General features: G+C 28.2%; 19 protein-coding genes. 10 read left to right on the forward strand and 9 right to left on the reverse strand.

Annotated features, from left to right (window positions below):
* The first annotated feature begins 24 nt into the window (after positions 1–24).
* The gene (locus tag ACPKM0_RS04360; protein WP_472473662.1) at positions 25–1179 is read left to right on the forward strand and encodes a helix-turn-helix transcriptional regulator; all 1155 of its coding nucleotides are present in this window, start codon (positions 25–27) and stop codon (positions 1177–1179) included.
* A 1-nt stretch (position 1180) separates the two neighbouring features.
* On the opposite strand, the gene ACPKM0_RS04365 is transcribed toward ACPKM0_RS04360, so the two are convergent.
* From ACPKM0_RS04365 to ACPKM0_RS04375, 3 genes are all read right to left on the reverse strand, one after another.
* Positions 1181–3070 (reverse strand): EAL domain-containing protein, encoded by a 1890-nt coding sequence (locus ACPKM0_RS04365; RefSeq protein WP_472473663.1) that lies wholly within the window; start codon positions 3068–3070, stop codon positions 1181–1183.
* 38 nt (positions 3071–3108) lie between these two features.
* Complete coding sequence (locus ACPKM0_RS04370) at positions 3109–3510, reverse strand: HIT family protein (RefSeq protein WP_472473665.1); 402 nt, start codon at positions 3508–3510, stop codon at positions 3109–3111.
* Between the two features lie 193 nt (positions 3511–3703).
* Positions 3704–5143 (reverse strand): sodium:solute symporter family protein, encoded by a 1440-nt coding sequence (locus ACPKM0_RS04375; RefSeq protein WP_472473667.1) that lies wholly within the window; start codon positions 5141–5143, stop codon positions 3704–3706.
* A 412-nt stretch (positions 5144–5555) separates the two neighbouring features.
* Between ACPKM0_RS04375 and ACPKM0_RS04380 the strand changes: the two genes are divergently transcribed.
* Entirely contained in the window at positions 5556–6953 is a 1398-nt protein-coding gene (locus ACPKM0_RS04380) for an MATE family efflux transporter (protein WP_472473668.1), read from the forward strand.
* On the opposite strand, the gene ACPKM0_RS04385 is transcribed toward ACPKM0_RS04380, so the two are convergent.
* Positions 6946–7809: a DMT family transporter gene (locus ACPKM0_RS04385; protein ID WP_472473670.1), complete on the reverse strand. Its 864-nt coding sequence runs from the start codon at positions 7807–7809 to the stop codon at positions 6946–6948. The two genes, ACPKM0_RS04380 and ACPKM0_RS04385, sit on opposite strands and share 8 nt — an antisense overlap.
* Before the next feature lie 397 nt (positions 7810–8206).
* Between ACPKM0_RS04385 and fusA the strand changes: the two genes are divergently transcribed.
* Both fusA and ACPKM0_RS04395 read left to right on the forward strand, forming a co-directional pair.
* Positions 8207–10315 carry an elongation factor G gene (fusA, locus tag ACPKM0_RS04390; protein ID WP_472473672.1) on the forward strand — a complete coding sequence of 703 codons (2109 nt, stop codon included), beginning with the start codon at positions 8207–8209 and terminating at the stop codon, positions 10313–10315.
* Positions 10316–10504: 189 nt separating this feature from the next.
* Positions 10505–11212 carry a hypothetical protein gene (locus ACPKM0_RS04395; protein WP_472473674.1) on the forward strand — a complete coding sequence of 236 codons (708 nt, stop codon included), beginning with the start codon at positions 10505–10507 and terminating at the stop codon, positions 11210–11212.
* Positions 11213–11309: 97 nt separating this feature from the next.
* Here the strand turns inward: ACPKM0_RS04395 and ispF are convergent, their stop codons facing one another.
* From ispF to ACPKM0_RS04410, 3 genes are read right to left on the reverse strand one after another with little or no spacing between them, the layout of a single operon-like run.
* On the reverse strand, positions 11310–11792 hold the full coding sequence (ispF, locus tag ACPKM0_RS04400) for a 2-C-methyl-D-erythritol 2,4-cyclodiphosphate synthase (RefSeq protein WP_472473675.1): 483 nt from the start codon (positions 11790–11792) through the stop codon (positions 11310–11312).
* Positions 11792–12592: an IspD/TarI family cytidylyltransferase gene (locus ACPKM0_RS04405; RefSeq protein WP_472473677.1), complete on the reverse strand. Its 801-nt coding sequence runs from the start codon at positions 12590–12592 to the stop codon at positions 11792–11794. Before ACPKM0_RS04405 ends, ispF begins: the two co-directional genes overlap by 1 nt.
* A gap of 1 nt (position 12593) precedes the next feature.
* On the reverse strand, positions 12594–13094 hold the full coding sequence (locus ACPKM0_RS04410) for a CarD family transcriptional regulator (protein WP_472473678.1): 501 nt from the start codon (positions 13092–13094) through the stop codon (positions 12594–12596).
* Between the two features lie 85 nt (positions 13095–13179).
* Here ACPKM0_RS04410 and malQ point away from each other — a divergent pair, with 85 nt between their 5' ends.
* The 6 genes from malQ to uvrC all read left to right on the forward strand — a co-directional run bounded on the left by malQ (position 13180) and on the right by uvrC (position 20494).
* The gene (gene malQ / locus ACPKM0_RS04415) at positions 13180–14685 is read left to right on the forward strand and encodes a 4-alpha-glucanotransferase (protein WP_472473680.1); all 1506 of its coding nucleotides are present in this window, start codon (positions 13180–13182) and stop codon (positions 14683–14685) included.
* 169 nt (positions 14686–14854) lie between these two features.
* Positions 14855–15820 carry an L-threonine 3-dehydrogenase gene (locus tag ACPKM0_RS04420; protein ID WP_472473682.1) on the forward strand — a complete coding sequence of 322 codons (966 nt, stop codon included), beginning with the start codon at positions 14855–14857 and terminating at the stop codon, positions 15818–15820.
* The gene (locus ACPKM0_RS04425) at positions 15804–16985 is read left to right on the forward strand and encodes a glycine C-acetyltransferase (RefSeq protein WP_472473684.1); all 1182 of its coding nucleotides are present in this window, start codon (positions 15804–15806) and stop codon (positions 16983–16985) included. Before ACPKM0_RS04420 ends, ACPKM0_RS04425 begins: the two co-directional genes overlap by 17 nt.
* 114 nt (positions 16986–17099) lie before the next feature.
* On the forward strand, positions 17100–17819 hold the full coding sequence (locus tag ACPKM0_RS04430) for a 16S rRNA (uracil(1498)-N(3))-methyltransferase (protein ID WP_472473686.1): 720 nt from the start codon (positions 17100–17102) through the stop codon (positions 17817–17819).
* A 16-nt stretch (positions 17820–17835) separates the two neighbouring features.
* Positions 17836–18657, forward strand: a complete 822-nt coding sequence (gene thyX, locus ACPKM0_RS04435) for an FAD-dependent thymidylate synthase (RefSeq protein ID WP_472473688.1) — start codon at positions 17836–17838, stop codon at positions 18655–18657.
* A gap of 4 nt (positions 18658–18661) precedes the next feature.
* On the forward strand, positions 18662–20494 hold the full coding sequence (uvrC, locus tag ACPKM0_RS04440) for an excinuclease ABC subunit UvrC (protein WP_472473690.1): 1833 nt from the start codon (positions 18662–18664) through the stop codon (positions 20492–20494).
* Here uvrC and holA read toward each other — a convergent pair.
* Both holA and ACPKM0_RS04450 read right to left on the reverse strand, forming a co-directional pair.
* Positions 20489–21538, reverse strand: coding sequence for a DNA polymerase III subunit delta (gene holA / locus ACPKM0_RS04445; protein WP_472473692.1), 1050 nt, complete (start codon positions 21536–21538; stop codon positions 20489–20491). The genes uvrC and holA overlap by 6 nt on opposite strands.
* The gene (locus tag ACPKM0_RS04450; protein WP_472473694.1) at positions 21531–22151 is read right to left on the reverse strand and encodes a LexA family protein; all 621 of its coding nucleotides are present in this window, start codon (positions 22149–22151) and stop codon (positions 21531–21533) included. Before ACPKM0_RS04450 ends, holA begins: the two co-directional genes overlap by 8 nt.
* Positions 22152–22169 lie beyond the last annotated feature (18 nt).

The raw sequence follows: 22169 nt of genomic DNA on the forward strand, positions 1-22169 counted from the left end.
TCTTTATTATATTATAATAAATTTATGAGAAGTCAAAAAGATATAGATTTACTTTGTAAAATTACAAATGCATATTATTTAAAATTTCTAGTTAATGGGGAATGTATATCAAAATATAATCCAACTAATGTATATAATTTAGATAATCATTTGTATTATTCAAAAAAGCTCTTATTTGAAAATTTATCGACAGATATTGTATTAGCACTAAAAGAAGATTTATTCTACATTTTAGTAAAAGAGACTACCTTAATACATGTTTTAGGACCTTTAGAGATAGATTTTAAGGATTTTGATGATTCTACTTTTGTTTCTTATGAAGAATTACTTGCAGTTTCTAAATTATTTTATTATTTAATTACAGGCTATAATCTTTATTCTCACATTCCTCGTTTTGTAGATGAAAGCTATAAATATTATAAAGGAGAGAAGTATTTTTTCAGTGAAGAGAAAATATTCGATTTAGAGGAACAACCAAATTACACTTTTAATAACCAATATCAACTCTATAATATATTTTCTATTAGTTTGAAGGAAAAAAATAAGACATTATTAAGAAATTATATTAATAGTTTACTTCAAGAGGATTTATTTGATGAGTTATTAAAAGATTATATGAGTTTAGGAGTTGAAAACTTAGATAAGTTACGATTACAAAAAAATATTTTAATTCATTCTCTATCTCAAATGATGTATTATTTACATGAATATATTGTAAATAATCCTATATCTAATGATGAATCTATTAAAATGATAAGTAAAATAGAAAAAGCTAATGATATTAACTCTTTAATATCTATAGCTTATAAATTAATAGATGAAATAATGGAATTAATTGATGATAATAATATAAGCAATAATCAATATATAAGATTTGCAACGAACTATATTATTTTAAATTTAGATCAAAAATTAACTTTAGATATAATAAGTTCAAAAATGTCTATTAGTTCTAAATATCTATCAAAGTTATTTAAAAAAGAGTTAAATATATCATTTAAAGATTATTTAATTGATAAAAGAATTGAGAAAGCAAAAAAGCTACTTCAATATACTGATAAATCTCTTAGTGATATTTCTTTAGAAATAGGAATCAATAATTCTAATAATTTTATTGCATTTTTTAAAAATTATACTAATTTTACACCTATGAATTATAGAGATATTAATAAGCAATAATTTATTTATTAAAAAAAGAAATGATTCCTGGTAAATCTAAAGGTTTAGAGTAATAATATCCTTGAATTTTATCTACTCCAATTTCTCTAGCTATTTGATCTTGTCTTTTTGTTTCAACTCCTTCTAATACTACTTCGAAATTTAAAGATTTTATCATTTTTACAACTTTTTTTAGTATATCAATTTTAATTGTTTCTTTTTCACAAGCTAAAAGTAAATTTCTATCTAACTTAATAATATCATAAGGTAAAGTTAATAATGATTCTAAAGTTGAGTAACCGGTTCCAAAATCATCTAAACTTAATTTAAAACCTGCTTCTTTAAGTTTAATCATGTTTTCATTTAACAGTCGAGTGTTAATAGGTTGAATAGATTCGGTAACTTCAAGAATTATTTTTGAGGTTGGAATATTATTCTTATTTATTATATGCATAAAATCTTCAACTATTGAGTTTTCCATGAAATGGGCCATAGAAACGTTAATTGAAATATTATCAATAGGAAGTTGAATAGTATTTATTACATTACATATTTCTTCTAAGATGGATTTCCCAAGTGCTATAATTGTTCCATTGCTTTCACTCATATCTATAAATTCTGAACAAGGGACAAAGCCAATGCTTGGTATTTTTATTCTAGCTAAAGCTTCTGCTGTATCAAAAGATTCACTTTCTAAGTTATAAATTGGTTGAAGATTGAATTCGATAGGTTTGTGATTTACTATTTTATGTATTTCTGTATCAATAATTCTATTTCTAGTATATTTAATTGCATAATCAGGTGTAATATATTCATCTAATTTTGTGCTTGAATCTTGCAACTTCATAATTCCCCATTGGATAGCATTTTTTAATGAGGTTCTATCTGAGAATTCTTTCATAGGTGCAGTGTTTGCAAAAAGTAATCTAATAGGTAGGGCTGCCATCGAAGAATCTTTTAAGTTATCAAATTCTTTTATCCAAATATTCGATGTTATAATTTTATCTTTTTCTTTTTTTAATACTAGAGCAAAAGTATTTTTATCAAGTCTAAAAATTATAGTTCTTTTTATTTGCTTTTTGATTTTATTTATTATAGTTGAATAGACTGAAGGGATAAAAGAGAAAGATGCTGCTTCGTTGCTTAAGGAGGCATTCTTTATATGAACAAATAATAGTATTGTTTCATTTGTAGTTTGATTTAAAATAAAATTATTAAAGGTGTCAGCATTCAAAACTCCTGTTTCCATATCTTCTAATAAAAGAGGACTTTGTCTTTCAATAAACATAATTAAAATTAAGATAGAATTAGCAAATTGTAGTAGTTGTGTTTCAGGTATAAAATAGTGAATTATTGTAGTAGCTACAAAGAATATACCACAAAAGACTAATAGATGAAGCTTTCTTTTTTGTAGAGTTTTATTCTCTTTAAATAAGAAATAAAAAGAATCGATTAAATATAAACAAGCACTTATCCATAATATGAAATATAGAGGGCCATATGTGAATTCTTTCGTCTCTGATATTGAAAATAATACATTAGTTGATCTATTCGATAATAATAAAAGAAGTGATGTTATAGCTGGAATGCTTAAATAGAAAGCACGATAATTTCTTTTCATATCAAATCTTTTATTAAAATATAAATAAACTGATAGTACTTGTAATAAAAAAGTGAGATAAAATAAATCACAGATAAAATAGGCTATATTTACAGTATAAGAGTCTGAATTTAAAGAATAAATTGAAAATATGTTTAAACTAGATGCAAGGATACTAAGACCAACATACCATAAAAAAGGTCTTTGAGTCGGATTGCTAATCTGTCTTTGCGTAACTAATAGTAACTTAATGGTTATTAATAGAACAATTGCAGTAATATCAAAATTATAATGAAAATACATATGATTCATTGTGTTTATCTATCTCTCTTTATTTATTGAAAATATAATTAGAAGTTTAAAAGTTTTCCAAAATCTTCGATTTCACCTTCCTCATATTTTTCATGATTTAGTTTAGGGTTGTTTCCATCTGTAAAATACCTAGGGATTATATGAATGTGTAAATGAGGTATTTCTTGGTTTGCGGCCTTAGAATTATTAATAATTAAATTAGTTCCCTCGCATTTTAATTTTTCTCTTTGTAATTTATCAACTTTTTTAGCAATTTCCATCATATGTGATAATTCATCTTTTGGGCATTCTACAAAAGTTGGGTAAGGTTTCTTATTTATTACTAACGCATGTCCTTTGTTAACTGGGTTAATATCTAGTATAACTAAACAGATTTCATCTTCATGAATCTTTGTTGAAGGAATTTGACCTTCGATTATCATTTCAAATATAGTACTCATATTTAATTATAATATCATAATAAGTTATATTTTGAAATGAAAATACAATGTAATTATAATTCAAATATTTAAGCTTTAAAATATATTTTGAATTTATTTATAACATTTTACATATTTAACTTAATTTTTGTTTATCTTCAAAAGAAAAGGGTTAGCTTTAAAAGCTAACCCTAGATTTTAGAATTAATAAAATTTAATTTTTTTCTTCTTCAATCATTTCTAAAGTAGGTCTCTCTGGAGGTAATAATTTACTAAATCCAACAAAACTAATTAAACTAATTGGAAGTGCCCATAAAATTGGTTCAAGTCCAAGAGGTTTTATTCCACTTCTTTCTAAGAATATTAATACAACACTACCTAATATTAATGAGGCAATAGTACCAGCAGAAGATGCTTTTTCCCAATATAACCCAATTATATAAGGGAAGAATGCTCCAGCCGCTCTTAGAGAGAATGCAAACATTAATACTTTAATAATTGATCCTGTATTAAATAGAGCAAAAAGATAAGCAAATAAACCAATTATTGCCATAACAATTTTTGTAACTTTCATTACTTGTTGATTATCTGCATCTTTATTTATATATACTTTATAAACTTCATTACCAAAGATAGCTCCAGCCCCTAATAAATCTGAGTCAGCGCTACTCATAGTAGCTGAAATAATACCAGCAAATAAAATACCAATAACAATAGCTGGCATTGTGTTCATTGCTAAGTGTGGTAATGCATATCTAGCTCCACCTTGCATTAATATTGAACTATCAATTTTACCCATGTTAACAAGAGCTAAAGTGATTATTCCTAAAATCGTAGGAATGAAAGCAAAAACTAAGTTGATAATAGCTGAAATAAAGGAACCTTGAACAGCCGTTTTTTCATCTTTAGCAGCGTAGAATCTAGAAACAGCTTCTTGACCTACTGCGAAAGAGGCAATATACATAACAACTAACGCAAAGATTGTTGAAGGACTGATACCTTTAAACATATTAAAAGTTCCTTCAGGTACATTTGCTACAACATTAGGCATTCCACCTGCTAGACGTAGTGAGAAAGGAATAGCTAATGCCATACCAATAACAATTAGAAATACTTGTATAAAGTCAGTTAATGTTACACTCCAAAGACCACCCATGATTGCATATATTGTAATAACAATTGCAACTACTGTAACCGCTACAGGATAGCTTATTCCTAGCATAATAGATAAAATTGTAGCTGAAGCTATAAATTGAATAGCTGTAAGCCCAATTAAGGGAATCATCATAATTAATGTTGTAATTAAACCTGATGCTTTACCATATCTTCTTCTAAAATATTCAGGAACTGTTTTAACTTCAGCTCTTCTTAATTTAGGGGCAAACAGTGATAAAATAATAAATGCAATACCCATTGCAATAACATACCATGAAGCAGATAAACCCCAAGCTCCATATGATTTTTCAACAACTCCAAGGGAGCTACCACCACCAATTTCTGTAGCAGCTAAAGTCCCTGCTAATAAAATAGGGCCTAATCTTCTTCCCGCAACAACAAAGTCTTCATTACTCTTAATCTTTGTTGAAGAGTAATAGCCTATTGCTAGCATAATTAATAAATAAATTACAACTATAGAAACAACTAAAATATTCATCTATATATGTTCTCCTTAATATATGATTTTCCAATTCTAGGGCAGATATTTCATTTCGTCAACTTTTTTTAAGATATTTTTTTATTGATTAAATGGTGTTGTGTTTTACATAAAATTCTAATAAATTTTTATTATGTTTTACTAAAATAAACATATTTTTTATAATTTGTAGATTAATTTATTGAAAATTTTAATTTAATATATAAAATAGTATATATTTTATATATTTTACAAATAATTAAAAAATTATAAAAACTTGTGAATAGGAAATAGTTTTATATAACAAGTATTACAATATTATTATATTTTATAAATTTATTAACTAGTTGTACCTAAGTATTAATTACTATATATTAGCTGTAATTATTAATATTATTTGATAAGGGATTAGAATTTAAAAAATGGTGAAATAATGAAAACATTAAATCTAGTAGATGAAAAACAATCAACAACCAAGACTATATTAATGTTAGCCTGGCCAACAATTTTAGAACAAATTCTATTAACTTTTGTGAATTATGTTGATACGGCAATGGTTGGATCCTTAGGTGCAGTTGCAACAGCAGCAGTCTCTATTAATTCTTCTACAATTTGGCTAGTAAATGGTATATTAAGTTCTGTCTCAATTGGATTTTGTGTACTTGTATCTAAGAATATAGGAGCTAAAAATAGAGATAGGGCAAGTGTTGTTGCTAATCAAGGGATTTTCTTTGCTATATCTATTTCTTTATTAATCTATATATTAATGCAATTTGTAGGTCCTAAATTACCTGAGTTATTAAAAGCAGATAAATCTATTTATAAAGGTGCAAGAGATTATATAAAATGGATATCTTTGGCTTTATTATTTCAAGGTTTATTTATCATAATTAGTGGAATCTTTAGAGCTGTGGGTAATACTAAATTACCTTTCTTTGTAAATGTAATTAATAATTTAATGAATGTATTTTTAAATTATTTATTAATTTTCCCAAGTAAGACTATTAAGGTATTCTCATTAACGTTTGCTGTAAAAAGGGCAAATTTAGGTGTAGAAGGAGCTGCAATAGCTACTTTTATCTCTATAGCGTTATCTACTATTTTTATTATTTTTATATTAATTAAAGATAAATCTTTAGGCCTAAATATAAAAGTTGTTAATCCTTTTAACCTGAATTGGGATATTAATAAAAAAGCTGTTATTTTAGCATTACCTAATGCTCTAGAGAGAATATCTTTAACAGTCGGTCAAATCTTTTTAACCGCAATTGTTGCAAGTATATCTACAACTGCTTTAGCAGCCCATTATTTAGCAATTCAAGCAGAATCTATTACTTATATGCCAACTTTTGGTTTTGCAAGTGCTGCTACAACCTTAGTTGCACAAGCTCTTGGTGCAAGAAAAGTGAATTTAGCTAAGAAATTTGCTAAATCTTCTATCTTTTTAGGAACTCTTACAATGAGTATTGCTGGTATTTTTTTATATATCTTTTCAACTCAATTAGTAGGCTTTTTTACAAATGATGAACAAGTAGTTTTATTAGGTTCAACACTTTTAAGAATCGTAGCAGTATGCGAGCCTTTTTTTGGAATGACAATGATGGTTTTTGGAGTTCTAAGAGGGGCAGGAGATACAAAGAGGCCATTCTTTATTTCAATTATTGGAATGTGGGTTATTAGGCTTCCTTTAGCTTATTTTTTAGTAAATTACAGTGAATATGGATTAAATGGTGCTTGGATTGCAATGACTATAGATTTGATTATTCGAGGTATAATTAGCTTTGCTATCTTTAAAAGAGGTAATTTCTATAAACAAATAGATATTATTTAATTGTTTCTCTTTTTTCTTTAATGAAGATATATACTGCAGCTGATGTAATTATTATGTATCCTATAACTGAGCTAAAAATAAAAGGTTCTTTAAATAAGAAATAAGCATAGATAGCAGCCCATATTAATTGTGAATAATCATATATAGAGACATCTTTTGCACTAGCAAAATAATAAGCATATGTTAATCCAAATTGTCCAGCTGTTGCACTAAGTCCTGCTCCTAAAAGCATTAAAAGTTGAAAAGTAGACATTGGATGATAATTTATTATTAATAAAGGTAAGCATACTATTGAAGAAAATAGAGAGAATATAAATACTATTATACTTTTGCTTTCTCCTTTATTTAGGCAGCTTCTTAAAAATGTATATGCTAAACCCATACCAATCGCACCACATATAGCAATTAAATAATTAATAAAAGTACCATTATTAAAAGAAGGGTTTGCAACAAAATAAACACCGCTAAAGGCTACAAGTATTCCACCGATTTGATAAGCTTTTGGTATCTCTTTGAGAAAGAGATAGCAAAATATTATAGTAAAGAATGGACCAAGTTTAGCTATTATAGTAACGTCACTTAATAATAGGTGGTCAACTGCATAAAAGTTACAGAGCATAGCAATCACTCCAAATATACATCTTGCAAGTAAAGAGGGTATGCTACTTCTTTTTACGCTAATTTTTTCTTTATTGTGATAAAGGATAAAAGCTGCTACAACTGCTGCTATAATATTTCTAAAGAAAACTTTTTGGGTTGTAGGTAAATCTCCGCTGTATCTTATAAAAACATTCATTGTGCAAAAACTAAATGAGCTAATTAACACACAAATAATGCCTTTTATTTTATTGTTCATCTTTTTTATCCTTTAAGGTTTTCAAAATATTAACAAATAAGGTAGGTTTTGTCTTTGATGAAATATACTTTTTGAGAAAATTTATAATTTAATCAAAAATTAATAATTTTAAGTAATAATTATTAATATGTTATTTATGAATTAAAATGATGTATTTTTATACAAAATAGATGCAAATATATCATTTTTAAGCAATAAATTACATGATTTTAACACATAATCAAAAGGTTATAAAAAAAACTAGCCTAAAGGATTGAAAAAAGTTGTTGTTTGTTTTATTATCCTCACGGTGTATTACTTTATACTTTGTATAAATTTATGGGTAATATGGAAATGTAAATAATGTTTCAGGAATGGCCTGGGACTAAGACATATACTATAACAAGAGGTTTTAATTATGAGTAACCTGAATAACATGAGAAACATCGGTATTAGTGCCCACATTGACTCCGGTAAAACAACTCTTACTGAACGTATTCTTTTCTATTGTAAGAAAATTCATGCAATCCATGAAGTACGTGGTAAAGACGGTGTTGGTGCAACAATGGACAGTATGGAACTTGAAAAAGAGCGTGGAATTACAATTGCATCAGCTGCAACTAACGTAACTTGGAAGGATCACGATATTAATATTATTGATACTCCTGGTCACGTTGACTTCACAATCGAAGTAGAAAGATCACTACGTGTTTTAGATGGTGCTATCCTTGTTCTCTGTTCAGTTGGTGGTGTACAATCACAATCTATTACTGTTGATAGACAAATGAAACGTTATAACGTACCTCGTATTGCATTTGTAAACAAATGTGATAGAACTGGTGCTAACCCATATCGTGTAAAAGATCAATTAATTGAAAAATTAGGTCTTAATGCAGTTATGATGCAAGTACCAATTGGTCTAGAAGATAGATTAGAAGGTGTTATTGACTTAGTTGAAATGAAAGCTATTTATTTCGATGCTGGTGATGACGGTTTACAACCTAGAGATGCTGAAATTCCTGCAGAATTACTAGATGAAGCAAACGAAAAAAGAGAAGAAATGTTAGATGCTATCTCTTTAGTAGATGACGAATTAATGGAAGCAATGTTAGAAGAAAACGTAACTGTTGATTTAATCAATGAATGTGTACGTAGAGCTACTATTGCTCTTAAGCTTTGTCCAGTTTACTTAGGTTCTGCTTATAAGAATAAAGGTATTCCACCACTAATGGATGCTGTTAACGCTTTCTTACCTGATCCTACTGAAGTTGAAAATAAAGCTTTAGACTTAGATAACGATGAAAAAGAAGTTGTATTACCTTCAGATGAAACTCTAAAACCTGTTGTTTTAGCATTTAAATTAGAAGATGGACAATATGGACAGTTAACATATATTCGTGTATACCAAGGTAAAATCAAAAAAGGTGATGAATTATATAACACTCGTTCTAAGAAGAAATTCAAAATTGGTCGTCTAATTAGAATGCACGCTAGTGAAATGGAAGATTTACAAGAATGTGGTTGTGGTGAAATTGCAGCATTATTCGGTATTGATTGTGCTTCAGGTGATACTTTCTGTCACCCAGATTTAAACTACTCAATGACTTCAATGTTCGTTCCTACACCAGTTATTTCTCTTTCAATTGAACCTGTGGATAAAAAAGCTGCTGACAACATGGCTAAGGCTTTAAACAGATTTACTAAAGAAGACCCAACATTTAGAACTTTCGTAGATCCTGAGTCAAACCAAACTATTATTCAAGGTATGGGAGAATTACACTTAGAAGTTTATGTTGAAAGAATGAAGAGAGAATATAAAGCTGAAGTTGTAATTGGTAAACCTGAAGTAGCTTACAGAGAAACAATTTCTCAAAGAGCTGAATTCAACTATACTCACAAGAAGCAAACAGGTGGTTCTGGTCAATTTGCGAAAGTTGCTGGTTATATTGAACCAATCGCAGTTGCTGCTGAAGGCGAAGATCAAAAAGACTATGAATTCATTGACCAAATTAAGGGTGGTGCAATTCCTACAGAATACATTCCTTCATGTGATAAGGGTTTCCAAACTGCTATGAAGAAAGGTACTCAAGTTGGTTTCCCAATTGTTAATATCAGTGCATGTGTTAATGACGGTGGTTGGCACCCAGTTGACTCTTCTGATATGGCTTTCCAAACTGCTTCCCTTGCTGCATTTAGAGAAGCTTATGAAAAAGCAAAACCAATTATCCTTGAACCTATCATGAAAGTTGAAGTTACAGGCCCAACTGAATTCCAAGGAAACATTTTTGGATCAATCAACCAAAGACGTGGTATGATCGTTTCTTCTAACGAAGAAGGTGTAAGTACTATCGTTGAAGCTGAAGTTCCACTATCAGAAATGTTTGGATATTCAACAATTCTTAGATCTTTAACACAAGGTAAAGCAGAATTTACTATGGAGCTATTCAAATATGGTAAAGTACCATCAAGCGTATCTACAGAGTTAAAAGAAAAATATGCTAAAAAACGTGCTGAAGAACACAAATAAGATTAAATAAATCTAAATATTATCGGATTCTATAAAAATATAGAGTCCGATATTTTTTTTTGTGGACTCAATTTATCTATTCTTTATAACAACCAAAATGCTTGTTTTTAATAAAAAATGAAACATTTTTTCCCGTTTCTAATAAATCATGTTATAATTACTTATCAAGATATTTTGGAGGTAGAGCACATGGAAATTCAAGAATTAACCAAAATCAGCCCTTTAAGGGTCTTTGAAGAGTCTATTGGTGGAAGCTTAGGTAGAGGCAATTTAGGAGTTTTAGTATCTCGTCATGGAGTTGGTAAAACGGCTTGTTTAGTACACTTAGCTACAGATAAACTATTTAGGGACCAACATGTTATTCACGTTTCATTTAGTGGCAATGTAGAACATGTAATCAATTGGTATAAGGAGGTGTTCCAAGAAGTATCAGATAAACGTCATTTAGATCGACCTAATAATGTTTATGATGAAATATTGTCAAATCGTGTTGTAATGAATTTTAGTCAAGAAACAGTATCTATAGATAAGGTGTTATCAAGTTTAGAAACTTTGATTAATGCTGGTTCTTTCAAAGCGGATGCTATTTTATTTGATGGTTATAAATTAACTACAGCTAATATTGAAGATGTACAAAAGATTAAAGATTTTGCTACAAGATTAAACGTTGAAGTATGGTTCAGTGTTTCTCCTGTCAGAGAAGATGTAAAATATGACGAATTTGGTGTACCTGAAACAGTTAATCCTTATTTAGAACATGTTGATGTTTTAATTGGACTAAAAATGAATGATACAGGGGATAAAGTAAAAATGACTCTTGTTAAAGAACATGATAAGGTAATAGATAAACCACTCGAAGTAAGTCTAGATCCAAAAACCATGTTAATTTCCAGATAATATATTGATAAAACCTCCATTTTGTATGGAGGTTTTTTGTAAATGTATTTAATGATTAAACTGTTTTTTTGTTGATATTTCAATTAAACAGTTTTTTTTATACCCATAAATCTTTAGGCTCTTCTAAAAGAATTACGCATTGTGCAATTATTGCATCGCCAGTTCCAACTTCACCTAGTATTTTTTCTGAAGTTTTAGCTTTGACGGCTATTCTTGAAGAGTCAATTGATAAAATTTTAGCAAGATTGTCTTTAATTTGAGGAATATAATCTTTAAGTTTAGGAGTTTGCAAAATTATAGTACTGTCTAAGTTAATAATTTCAACTGGGTATTTATTCAATGTTTCTAATAATAGCTTTTCACTATTAATATTTTTGTATTTAGGATCATTATCAGGGAAAAGAGTTCCAATATCAGGAGCACCATTAGCTCCTAAAATTGCATCAATAATTGCATGAATTAAAACATCACCATCACTGTGTGCAATTTCACCTTTATTATTAGGGACTTTCACTCCTCCAATAATTAAATCTCTGTTTTCTCCTAATCTATGAAGGTCAAAACCTTGTCCTATTCTCACTAATTATCCTTGTCTATCTTATTTAAATAAGTTCGAAATTCTTTATCTTTAGAATATTTGCTCTCACCTTCTTTCTTAGCTTGAATATATTCTTCGATTTGGTTTTTTGCATCAGGTATATCATCTAAATAAGTTATCTTTATATTATTAATATCTCCCTTACAAGCACCAACAGTCAAATTATAATCACTAAATATTTCAGTGTCATCATTGTATGTTTTAAATTCATCAGCATTTTCGTGTGCTTCTAGAATTTCTGGGAATTTAAAAATTTGTGGAGTTTGAATTCCAAAAATGGTTCTTCTATCTAAATGTTTTTTAATAATACCATCAGGCCCAATTTCTTTTATTGAATCAGTAATAGGTATTACTGGAGCACATCCACCAAATACATTAGCACTTGCTAATGTTCTTATTATTAACTCAGGAGTAACAAAACATCTAGCTCCATCATGAATAGCTGCAAAAGAAATAGGCAAGTTTAAGGTTTTTAACATTTTAAGAGCATTATAAACACTTTCTTGACGAGTATTTCCACCATCACAGAAAATTAAAGGAACAGGACATCTGTCCCCTAATTCTTCTAATGCTACAAGTGTATCACTTTTAGTATCTTTAGGTGTTGTAATAATAATTGCTTGTAAATTCGGAATAGAGAGAAAAGGAACAACTGAATTATATAAAACAGTGTGTTCGTTAATTTTTAAGTATTCTTTTTTAATTGGTGTTTCAATACCATTATTAAATCTAGAGCTACTACCTGCAGCTGTAATTATTGCACAAAAATTAGGGAATGACATATTATTCTAATTTACTGAAAATTAACATTTGAATTTCATCTTTTTCTTTATCTAAAGAATAAGCTGCTTCATCAATTAAAATTCTAAGAGCGCTATCATATAAACGTCTTTCTTGAACAGGAAGTTCTTTTACTTTTGATCTATGATAAAGAGTTTGAACAACTTTAGCAATTGAAGTAATAGAACCTTCTTTAAGAAGATCTACATTCATTTGATATCTTGCTTTCCAGTCTACTGGAGGTTGTTTATATTCTTTTGAAATAGAATTAATTGCTTCCATTGCTTCTTTCTTTTGAACAATGCCTCTAATTCCCATTTCATCGGATTTAGCAACAGGTATCATAACCGTCATATCAGAAATGTCTAGGTAAATTACATAGTAAAGGGTAGGGGTTCCTCTAAAATTTCTTTCTTCGATTCTTTTAATAATTCCTACACCCTGAAGAGGGTATACTACGTGTTCACCAATAACAAATTGTGTATCTATTTTATTTGCACTCATAACTTAAGTATTATACTCTATTTTTTACTATAATACAACATGGTATTAATAGCCAAAAAATACTTTTTTTATTAGAATAACATTTATGAAAACAGAAGAAAGAAATTGTGGAATTTTATTACATCCAACATCTTTGCCTTCAAGGCATGGTATTGGAAGTTTAGGTGATGAGGCTATAAAATTTATAGATTTATTAAGTGAAATGAAAGTTTCATTATGGCAAATCTTACCTTTAGGGCCTACTGGATTTGGAGATTCTCCTTATGCATCAAGGAGTGCTTTTGCTGGTAATGAATTAATGATTGATTTAACTTTACTAGCCTTTGATGGTTATTTAGAGTTAAGTGATATAATTGTTGATCCATTTATGTTAACAGATAGAATTGATTATAATGCTGTAAGAGAATATAAAGAGCCCTTATTAGAAAAAGCAGCTTTATCTTTATTAGATAGTGAAGATAAAAAAGACTTTAATAAATTTTGTAAAGAAAATAAGTATTGGTTAGATGATTATGCTCTTTATACAATTTTAGTTAAAAAATTTAATGATTCAAGATGGTTTTTATCTTGGGATGAAGATTTAAAAAAGAGAAAGAAATCAGCAATCACAAAAGTAAAGAGTGAAAATAAAGAAAAGATTGAAATAGTAAAAGCAATTCAATATTTCTTCTTTAAGCAATGGCATAAAGTAAAAGAATATGCTAATTCTAAAAATATTCAAATCATTGGGGATATTCCAATATTCGTTGCAGGTGATAGTGTAGATGCATGGACAAATGTTGAATTATTTAAAATGGATGAAGATTATAGACAAATATACTCAGCAGGTGTACCACCTGATGCTTTTAGTGATTTAGGTCAACTATGGGGAAATCCTGTTTATGATTGGGATAAACATGTAAAAACTGATTTTGCATGGTGGACAAAAAGAATAGAAGCTACTATGAAGATGTGTGATATTGTTAGAATTGATCATTTTAGAGGTTTAGAATCATATTGGGAAGTTTTAAGTTCTGAAACAACTGCTTTAAATGGAAAATGGGTTAAAGCTCCTGGTCAATTATTATTAGATCATTTAAAAAAATCTGTAAATAATTTAAACTTAATTGCTGAAGATTTAGGTGTAATAACAGAAGAAGTTGAAGAATTAAGGGATTTTAATAATCTTCCTGGTATGAAGATATTACAATTTGCTTTTGGGTATAAAGATGGCAAATTAGATTCTAAAAATGCTTATTTACCTCATCATTGTAATTATAATAGTGTTGTTTATACAGGAACACATGATAATGATACAACAAGAGGTTGGTTTGACAAATTAGATGATGGAACTAAAGATTTAATTAGAAGATATTATGAAAGTAGTAATGAGGATATCGTCTTTAAAATGATTAGAAATATGTTTTTTACTAATAGTAAATGGGCAATTCTTCCAATGCAAGACTTCTTAGAATTAGATTCTAAGAGTCGGATGAATACACCTTCTACTTGTGGATCTTCAAATTGGAGTTGGAGATTAACTAGTTTAAGTTTTGAAGATTGGAGAATCAATCGCTTTAAAGATATTGTTGAAATGAGCGATAGAGCTTAAATTATATACATTTTTACTAAACAAATATACACCTATTTAAATATGGGTGTATATTTTTCGATATATTATACAAAAATTCAGTATAATAAAACTAAATAAGCCTTGCGTGTTTGATATTGTTTGATATAATGAACTTGTGTTTAATATATAAAACAGTGAGGATTTTTATATGAAAAATGTATTAATTACAGGAGCTTTAGGGCAATTAGGCTCAGAACTTGCTTTAGTATTAAGGAATGATAATTCTATCAATAAAGTAGTATTAGTAGATATAAGAAATGATGTTAATTTAAAATTAATAAATTCAGGACCTTTTTATATTTCTGATTGTAGGGATAAAGAAAAACTTTCTAAAATAGTAAAAGAGAATGATATTGATACTATATTTCATTTAGCTGCAATTCTTTCAGCTAGAGGGGAAAATAATCCCCAATTTGCATGGGATATTAATATTAATGGATTAACTACAGTTTTAGAAATTGCAAAAGAAAACAGATGTAGTGTATTCACACCTTCTTCAATTGGAGCTTTTGGTGATTCAACACCTAAAGATAATACTCCTCAAGTTACAATCCAACGTCCATGTACAATATATGGGATTTCAAAAGTTGCAGGAGAGTTATTATGTGATTATTATCATTGCAAATATGGTGTTGATACAAGGGGTGTAAGATTTCCAGGATTAATTAGCTATTTAACACCTCCAGGTGGTGGTACAACAGATTATGCAATTGAAATTTTTTATGAAGCAATTAAAAATAAAAGATATGTATGTCCAATAAAAAAAGATACATATATGGATATGTTATATATGGATGATGCTATTAAAGCTATAATAGATTTAATGAGAGCTGATGAATCGAAATTGAAACATAGAAATGCTTATAACATTACAGCAATGAGTTTTACTCCAGAGCAAATAGCTAAAGAGATTCAAAAACATATTCCATCCTTTAAAATGGAATATAATATAGATCCTATAAAACAAGCAATTGCAGATTCATGGCCAAATAAATTAGATGATAAAACAGCTAGAGAAGATTGGAATTATAATCCAAAATTTAATCTAGAAATGATGGTAAGTGAAATGTTAAATCAAATTTCAAGGAGGATTAATCATGATCAAGCATCTTGAAGGGGAAATTAATGATTATTTAGATGATTTAAAAACAAAAGGTTTAAGTAAAGACGAGAGAATTTTACAATCTCCTCAAAGAGGTGAAATAACTGTAAATGATGGTAAAAAAGTTTTAAACTTTTGTGCTAATAATTACTTAGGTTTAAGTGATAATAAAGAAGTAATTGAAGCTAGTAAAAAAGCATTAGATTCTTGGGGATATGGCCTATCTTCAGTTCGCTTTATTTGTGGTACTCAAAAAATACATAAAGATTTAGAAAAAAAGATGAGTTCTTTTTTAAATACTGATGATACAATTCTTTTTTCTTCATGTTTTGATGCAAATGGGGCATTATTTGAGCCTTTATTGAAAAAAGAAGATGCTATTATTAGTGATGAATTAAATCATGCATCTATAATTGATGGCGTTAGATTATGTAAGGCACAAAGATATAGATACAAACATAGTAATATAAAAGATTTAGAGAGATGCTTAATTGAAAGTAAAGATAGTAAAAGAAAATTGATTGCAACAGATGGCGTTTTTTCTATGGATGGAGATATAGCTAAATTGAAAGAAATTGTTAATTTAGCTAATAAATACCAAGCAATAGTAATGGTAGATGATTCTCATGCAACTGGTTATATCGGTAAAACGGGTAGAGGAACACCTGAATATTGTGGTGTTGAAGTTGATTTGATTTCTACAACTTTTGGTAAAGCTTTAGGCGGAGCTAGTGGAGGTTGTATTTCAGGAAAACAATGTTTAATAGATTTATTTAGACAACATGCAAGACCATATTTATTTTCTAATACTCTAGCACCTGCAATAGCAGGAGGAACAATTAAAGTTTTAGAGTTAATAGAAAATGATAATCCATATAGAGAAAAAACTATGGAAAATGCTATATATTTTAGAGAAAAAATGGAAACTGCTGGTTTTGATTTAGTAAAAGGTGATACAGCTATTGTTCCTGTTATGTTATATGATGAAGTAACTGCTATAAAAATGAGTGAAAGACTATTAGAGGAAGGTGTTTATGTAATTGGTTTTACATATCCAGTTGTTCCTTTAAACAAAGCTAGGATAAGAGTTCAATTATCAGCAGTTCACACAAAAGATCAATTAGATAAGGCTATCAGAGCTTTTATAAAAATAGGAAAAGAAATTAAGGTTATTTAATATATTTTTTATTATATTAGCTACTAAGCATATTAAAACTTGGTAGCTTTTTTTTTGTTAATTAGTAATTTATAATTGCGGCATAAGGCAAAATTATGTATCATTTATAAAGTTATGAACATTATTTTATTTGAAAAATTAGAAGCTGAGAATCTTTTAGATATGAAAGATGAAAGAGCTAGACATATAAAAAAAATATTAAAATTAAAAGAAGGTGATTCTTTTTCAGCTGGTGTTATTAATTCTAAAAAAGGTATAGCAACTATTATTGAAATAAATAAAGAATATATTAGGTTTTCTTTTAAAGAAAATGATGAAGAGATAAAAAAATTATATCCTTTAACTTTATTAATTTCTTATGTAAGACCAATTTGCATGAAAAGAATATTTAGAGAAGCAATATCTCTTGGAGTTGAAACTATAGTCCTATTTAACTCTGATACAGGTGAAAAATCTTATGCAAGATCTAATTTTTATGTAAAAGAAGAATATAGAAAAGTATTAATAGATGGAGCAATGCAAGCGGCTGAAACCCCTATAAGTGAAGTTAAGTGTGTTAAAAATCTTAATGAAGCATTAAAGTTGTTTGACACATCTTATGATAAAGTGTTATTAGATAATGTAATTAAAGGTGATAGTTTAAAAACCTATACAGTAAAAAACAACAAAACTGTTATTGCTATTGGTCCTGAAAGAGGATTTTCTAATAGAGAAAGAGACTTATTTATCGATAATAACTTTACATCTTTTACATTAGGAAATAGAGTGTTGAGAAGTGAAACTGCTGCATGTGCAGCTATTACACTGACTCTTTCAAGAATGAATTTGATTTAAAAAATAGGAGAGATATATGGCCCATTGTGTAGTTGAAGAAGCAGAAAAAATACTAGATAAAGAATATAAAGTACTAGATAAAGGCTTTATTAGACTAGTTGATTATTGTGGTAGTGATAGCAGAATAGTTCAATCTGCAAGAATTTCTTATGGAGATGGAACAAAGAGTTATAGAGAAGATAAAGGTTTGATTAATTATTTATTAAGAAATGATCACTCTTCTCCATTTGAACAAGTTAATTTTACTTTTCATGTAAAGATGCCAATTTTTGTTGCAAGACAATGGATCAGACACAGAACTGGTCGTGTGAATGAAATTTCTGGCAGATATTCAGTTATGAGTGATGAATGTTATAGACCTGATACACAGCATATTAATCTTCAATCTCTTGATAATAAACAAGGTAGAAAAACTGAATGTGTAGATATAGAAACTGCAGAAAAAGTTTTAGCTAAATTTGAAGAAGATCAAAAGATTATTTTTGAAAATTATCATGAACTTTTAGATATGGGAATAGCTAGAGAATTAGCTAGAATAGATTTACCTCTTTCTTTATACACTCAGTGGTATTGGCAAATGGATTTAAGAAATCTATTTCATTTCTTAGAATTGAGATTAGATAGCCATGCTCAATATGAAATTAGAGCTTATGCAGAAGTAATTTTAGATATGATAGAAAAAGTTTGTCCTATAGCAGTTGAAGCATTTAAAAATCATAAATTAGGTTCAGTTAATTTATCGATGAAAGAAAGAGAAGCTTTAAAAGACATGCTTGAAGGAAAAGACTGTCCTTTAAAAGGAAGAAGCAAACAAATTTTCGAAGGAAAATTATTATAGAAAAATGAAAGATGAGATTAATTCTGAAGTAACTTCTTTAGGAGAAAAAGTAAGTGAAGAATTCTTAGATCCAAAAGATCAAGCTAAAGAATTGCCCCACAATAGTGGGGTATATCTCATGCGTGATAAAACCAATAAGATTATATATATTGGAAAAGCTAAAGACTTAAGAAAAAGAGTTACAAGCTATTTTTTAACTAATAGAGATGCTAAGACTACAGCATTAGTAAAAAAGATAAAGAAAATTGAGCATATTATTACTGGAAATGAATATGAAGCTTTAGTTTTAGAAAATACTTTAATAAAAAAATACAATCCACATTATAATTTAGATTTAAAAGATGGGAAAAGTTATCCAGTTATAAGAGTAACAAAAGAGGATTTTCCCAAAGTCTTTAAGACAAGACGTATTATTCAAGATGGCTCTTCTTATTATGGGCCGTTTCCCGGTGTTTCAAGTTTACAAACTTATTTAGATTTGATTGATAAATTATATCCAATAAGAAAATGTGCGTCTCCACTTAAAAAAAGGTCTAATCCTTGTTTGTATTATCACATTGGAAGATGTAAAGCTCCTTGTTGTGGGAAAATATCAAAAGAAGATTATGCTAAATATATAAATGAAGTTAAAAAGCTTTTATCTGGAGATAATGAGAAGCTAATTAAACAAACTGAAAAAGAAATGCTTAATTTTTCCAAAGAATTAGATTTTGAAAATGCTGCAAAGAAACGAGATTTACTTCAAGCTCTTTTAACTATCAATGTTAATCAACAAGCTATTGATTTTAATGAAGAAAAAAGAGATTATGCTGCTATTGAAATGAGAGGGCCATTATATACTGTAAGTATTATGCAGATGAGAGATGGTGCTTTAATGGGTAGAGCTCTTTATAGAGGAACAACTTTAGGGAATGAGACAGATTCTTTATTAGCTTTTTTAATTCGATATTATTCAGATGGATTAAAATTACCGAACCAATTATATATATCTCATGATATTAATAATGAGCATATTGAAAAATTCTTTAGAGAAGAGTTAAAAGTTAATTTAAAAGTAGATATTCCTTATGAAGGAAAACACTATAGAATTTTAAGAATGGCAAGTGAAAATGCTTCTAGAGATGTAGAAAAGAGATTAAAGAATAAAGATAACTCAAGTGCATTAGAAGAATTAAAACAAGTCTTAGATTTAGAAGATCTTCCATCTCTTATTGAAGGATTTGATATTGCACAACTTTCAGGAAAATATACTGTAGCCTCATTAATTTCATTTAGAAATGGGAATCCTGATAAATCAAATTATCGCAGATTTAATATAAAAAGCTTAGAAGGTAAAATCGATGATTTTGAAGCTATGAGAGAAGCTGCTGCAAGAAGATATTCTAGAGTTTTAAATGATAATTTAGAGCGACCATCATTAATATTAATTGATGGAGGGAAAGGTCAAGTAAATGCTGTTAGTGAAATTCTAGATGATTTGGGACTAAGTGAAATTCCAGTTGTTGGTTTGGCAAAACGCTTTGAAGAAATAGTTTTTAGTGATGAGAGAGCTCCATTAAGATTGAGGGAAGATTCATTAGCTCTTCAAACATTAATTGCTGTTAGAGATGAATGTCATAGATTTGCAACCTCAGCTAATCAAAATCTTAGAAGTAAAGAAGTAGCATTTAGATTATTAGAAGATGTAAAAGGTATTGGCAAAGATAGATCAAAAAGATTAATGCAAATATATGGAAGTGTTGATGAAATTTTAAATCATAGTGAAATTGAAATATCTAAAAAAGCCAATATACCACTTCCAGTTGCTAAAAGGTTGAAGGAAAAACTCTCTTTATAATTTATTCATTAGTGAGATATTTTCTAATTTAATAGAACTCTTTCCTTTCTTTATTATTATTTTGTATAATAATTGTTCTATTTCTAGTGCTAACAAATCACCAGTATTAGTTCTAATGTTAACATCACTATCAATTAGTAATGATATAATTTTTCTGCAATCATCAACTTTATAATTTCTAATTGCATTATTGTATAAAGCTAATTCATCTTTTCTATAAACAGCTTTTTTCATTCCCATAACTGTTGCATTTTGCATTGCTTGATATGATGAATTTCCAGTTTCTATGCTTTCTAGAATGCTGAGTAATCTTCTAAATCCCCATAATAATCCACCAGTTAAAGTGTATGCAAAAGTTGCATCTCTTTCTAATAATACATGTGAGATTTCAATAGCTTCTTTTAATTTTAGATTAAATATCATTTCTAAAAGTGTAAATGAATTCTCATTTTTACTGTGATGAACATATTTTTGAATATCCATTTCATCAATAGTATTATTATCCTTTCTATTTACATTAAAGAAAAAAGCTAATTGATTACATATTATTTTTAATTCAAGAGTATTATTATCTACTAATTCTAATAGTAAATTAATTGCTTCATTAGTAATTTGTAATTTATTTTGTTTAAAGAAATTTTTTACAAAATATACTAAATCATTTTCCGTCAATGGATAAAAAGTACTAGTATCTGATTTACTTATTAATTTAGAAGCCTTTGTTAATGGGCTTTTTAAAGAAAATAATTCACTTTCTAAAATTAATGTAGCACTATCACTTGGATTTTTTATATATGAGATTAGGTTTTCTGCTTGTTGGGAATTTAATTGATCAATTGCATATAAAACAATTAATGTATGAGGATTAAATAAGCTTGGATTATTTAATTCAACATACATTTCATCTTCATTTAATTCAAAACTATAGTATTTTTTTATTTCAACTTCAGGAGAATATTTTCTCCTCAAATTATTTAGTTCTTGTTTAATTTTATCGTCTTTAGTTCCAATTTCAGGACCTAAAAATAATTTAATATTACTCACCACGTTTCCTATATTGTCTTGATATTAAGGCTAGGGTACCAGCTAATTGCAATTGAGTTGTATAAATTGGATGATAAGAACTATTAGCCGGAAGAAGAGTTACTCTATCTTCTCCACTATGGTAATATTTAAGTGTTAATCCAATCTCTGGGATATCTGCTAATACAATATCTCCATCTACTGCATTTTTACATTTCTTAATTACAGCTAAGTCTCCAAAATATATTCCTGCGTTATCCATTGAATCATCTGGAACTAATATTGCAAAAAATTCATCATTGGGTGTACAAGGAATCATTGATACAGAACATGAAATATTATAATCAGGGACTTTAGATAAACTTCCAGATTCAGTTGTGCTATAAACAGGAATCTCTAGCATGTCTTGAAATGGAGTAAATCTTGCATCAATTATCTCAATCGATCTTGAGATACCTTGGGTAGTTTTAATTATATTTTTACTTTCTAAAGCGCGTACGTGATCATGTGCAGCTTTAACAGAGAAATTAAAGTAATTACTTATATCTCTAACAGATGGGCTGTATCGATATTCTCTCATATAGTCTCTGATATATTGTGCAACTTGAATTTGTCTATCTGTAAGTTTTTTCATAATTAGTAATCGTTTTAA

It is taken from the genome of Pleomorphochaeta sp., from assembly GCF_050031695.1.
Taxonomy (GTDB): Bacteria; Spirochaetota; Spirochaetia; order Sphaerochaetales; family Sphaerochaetaceae; genus Pleomorphochaeta.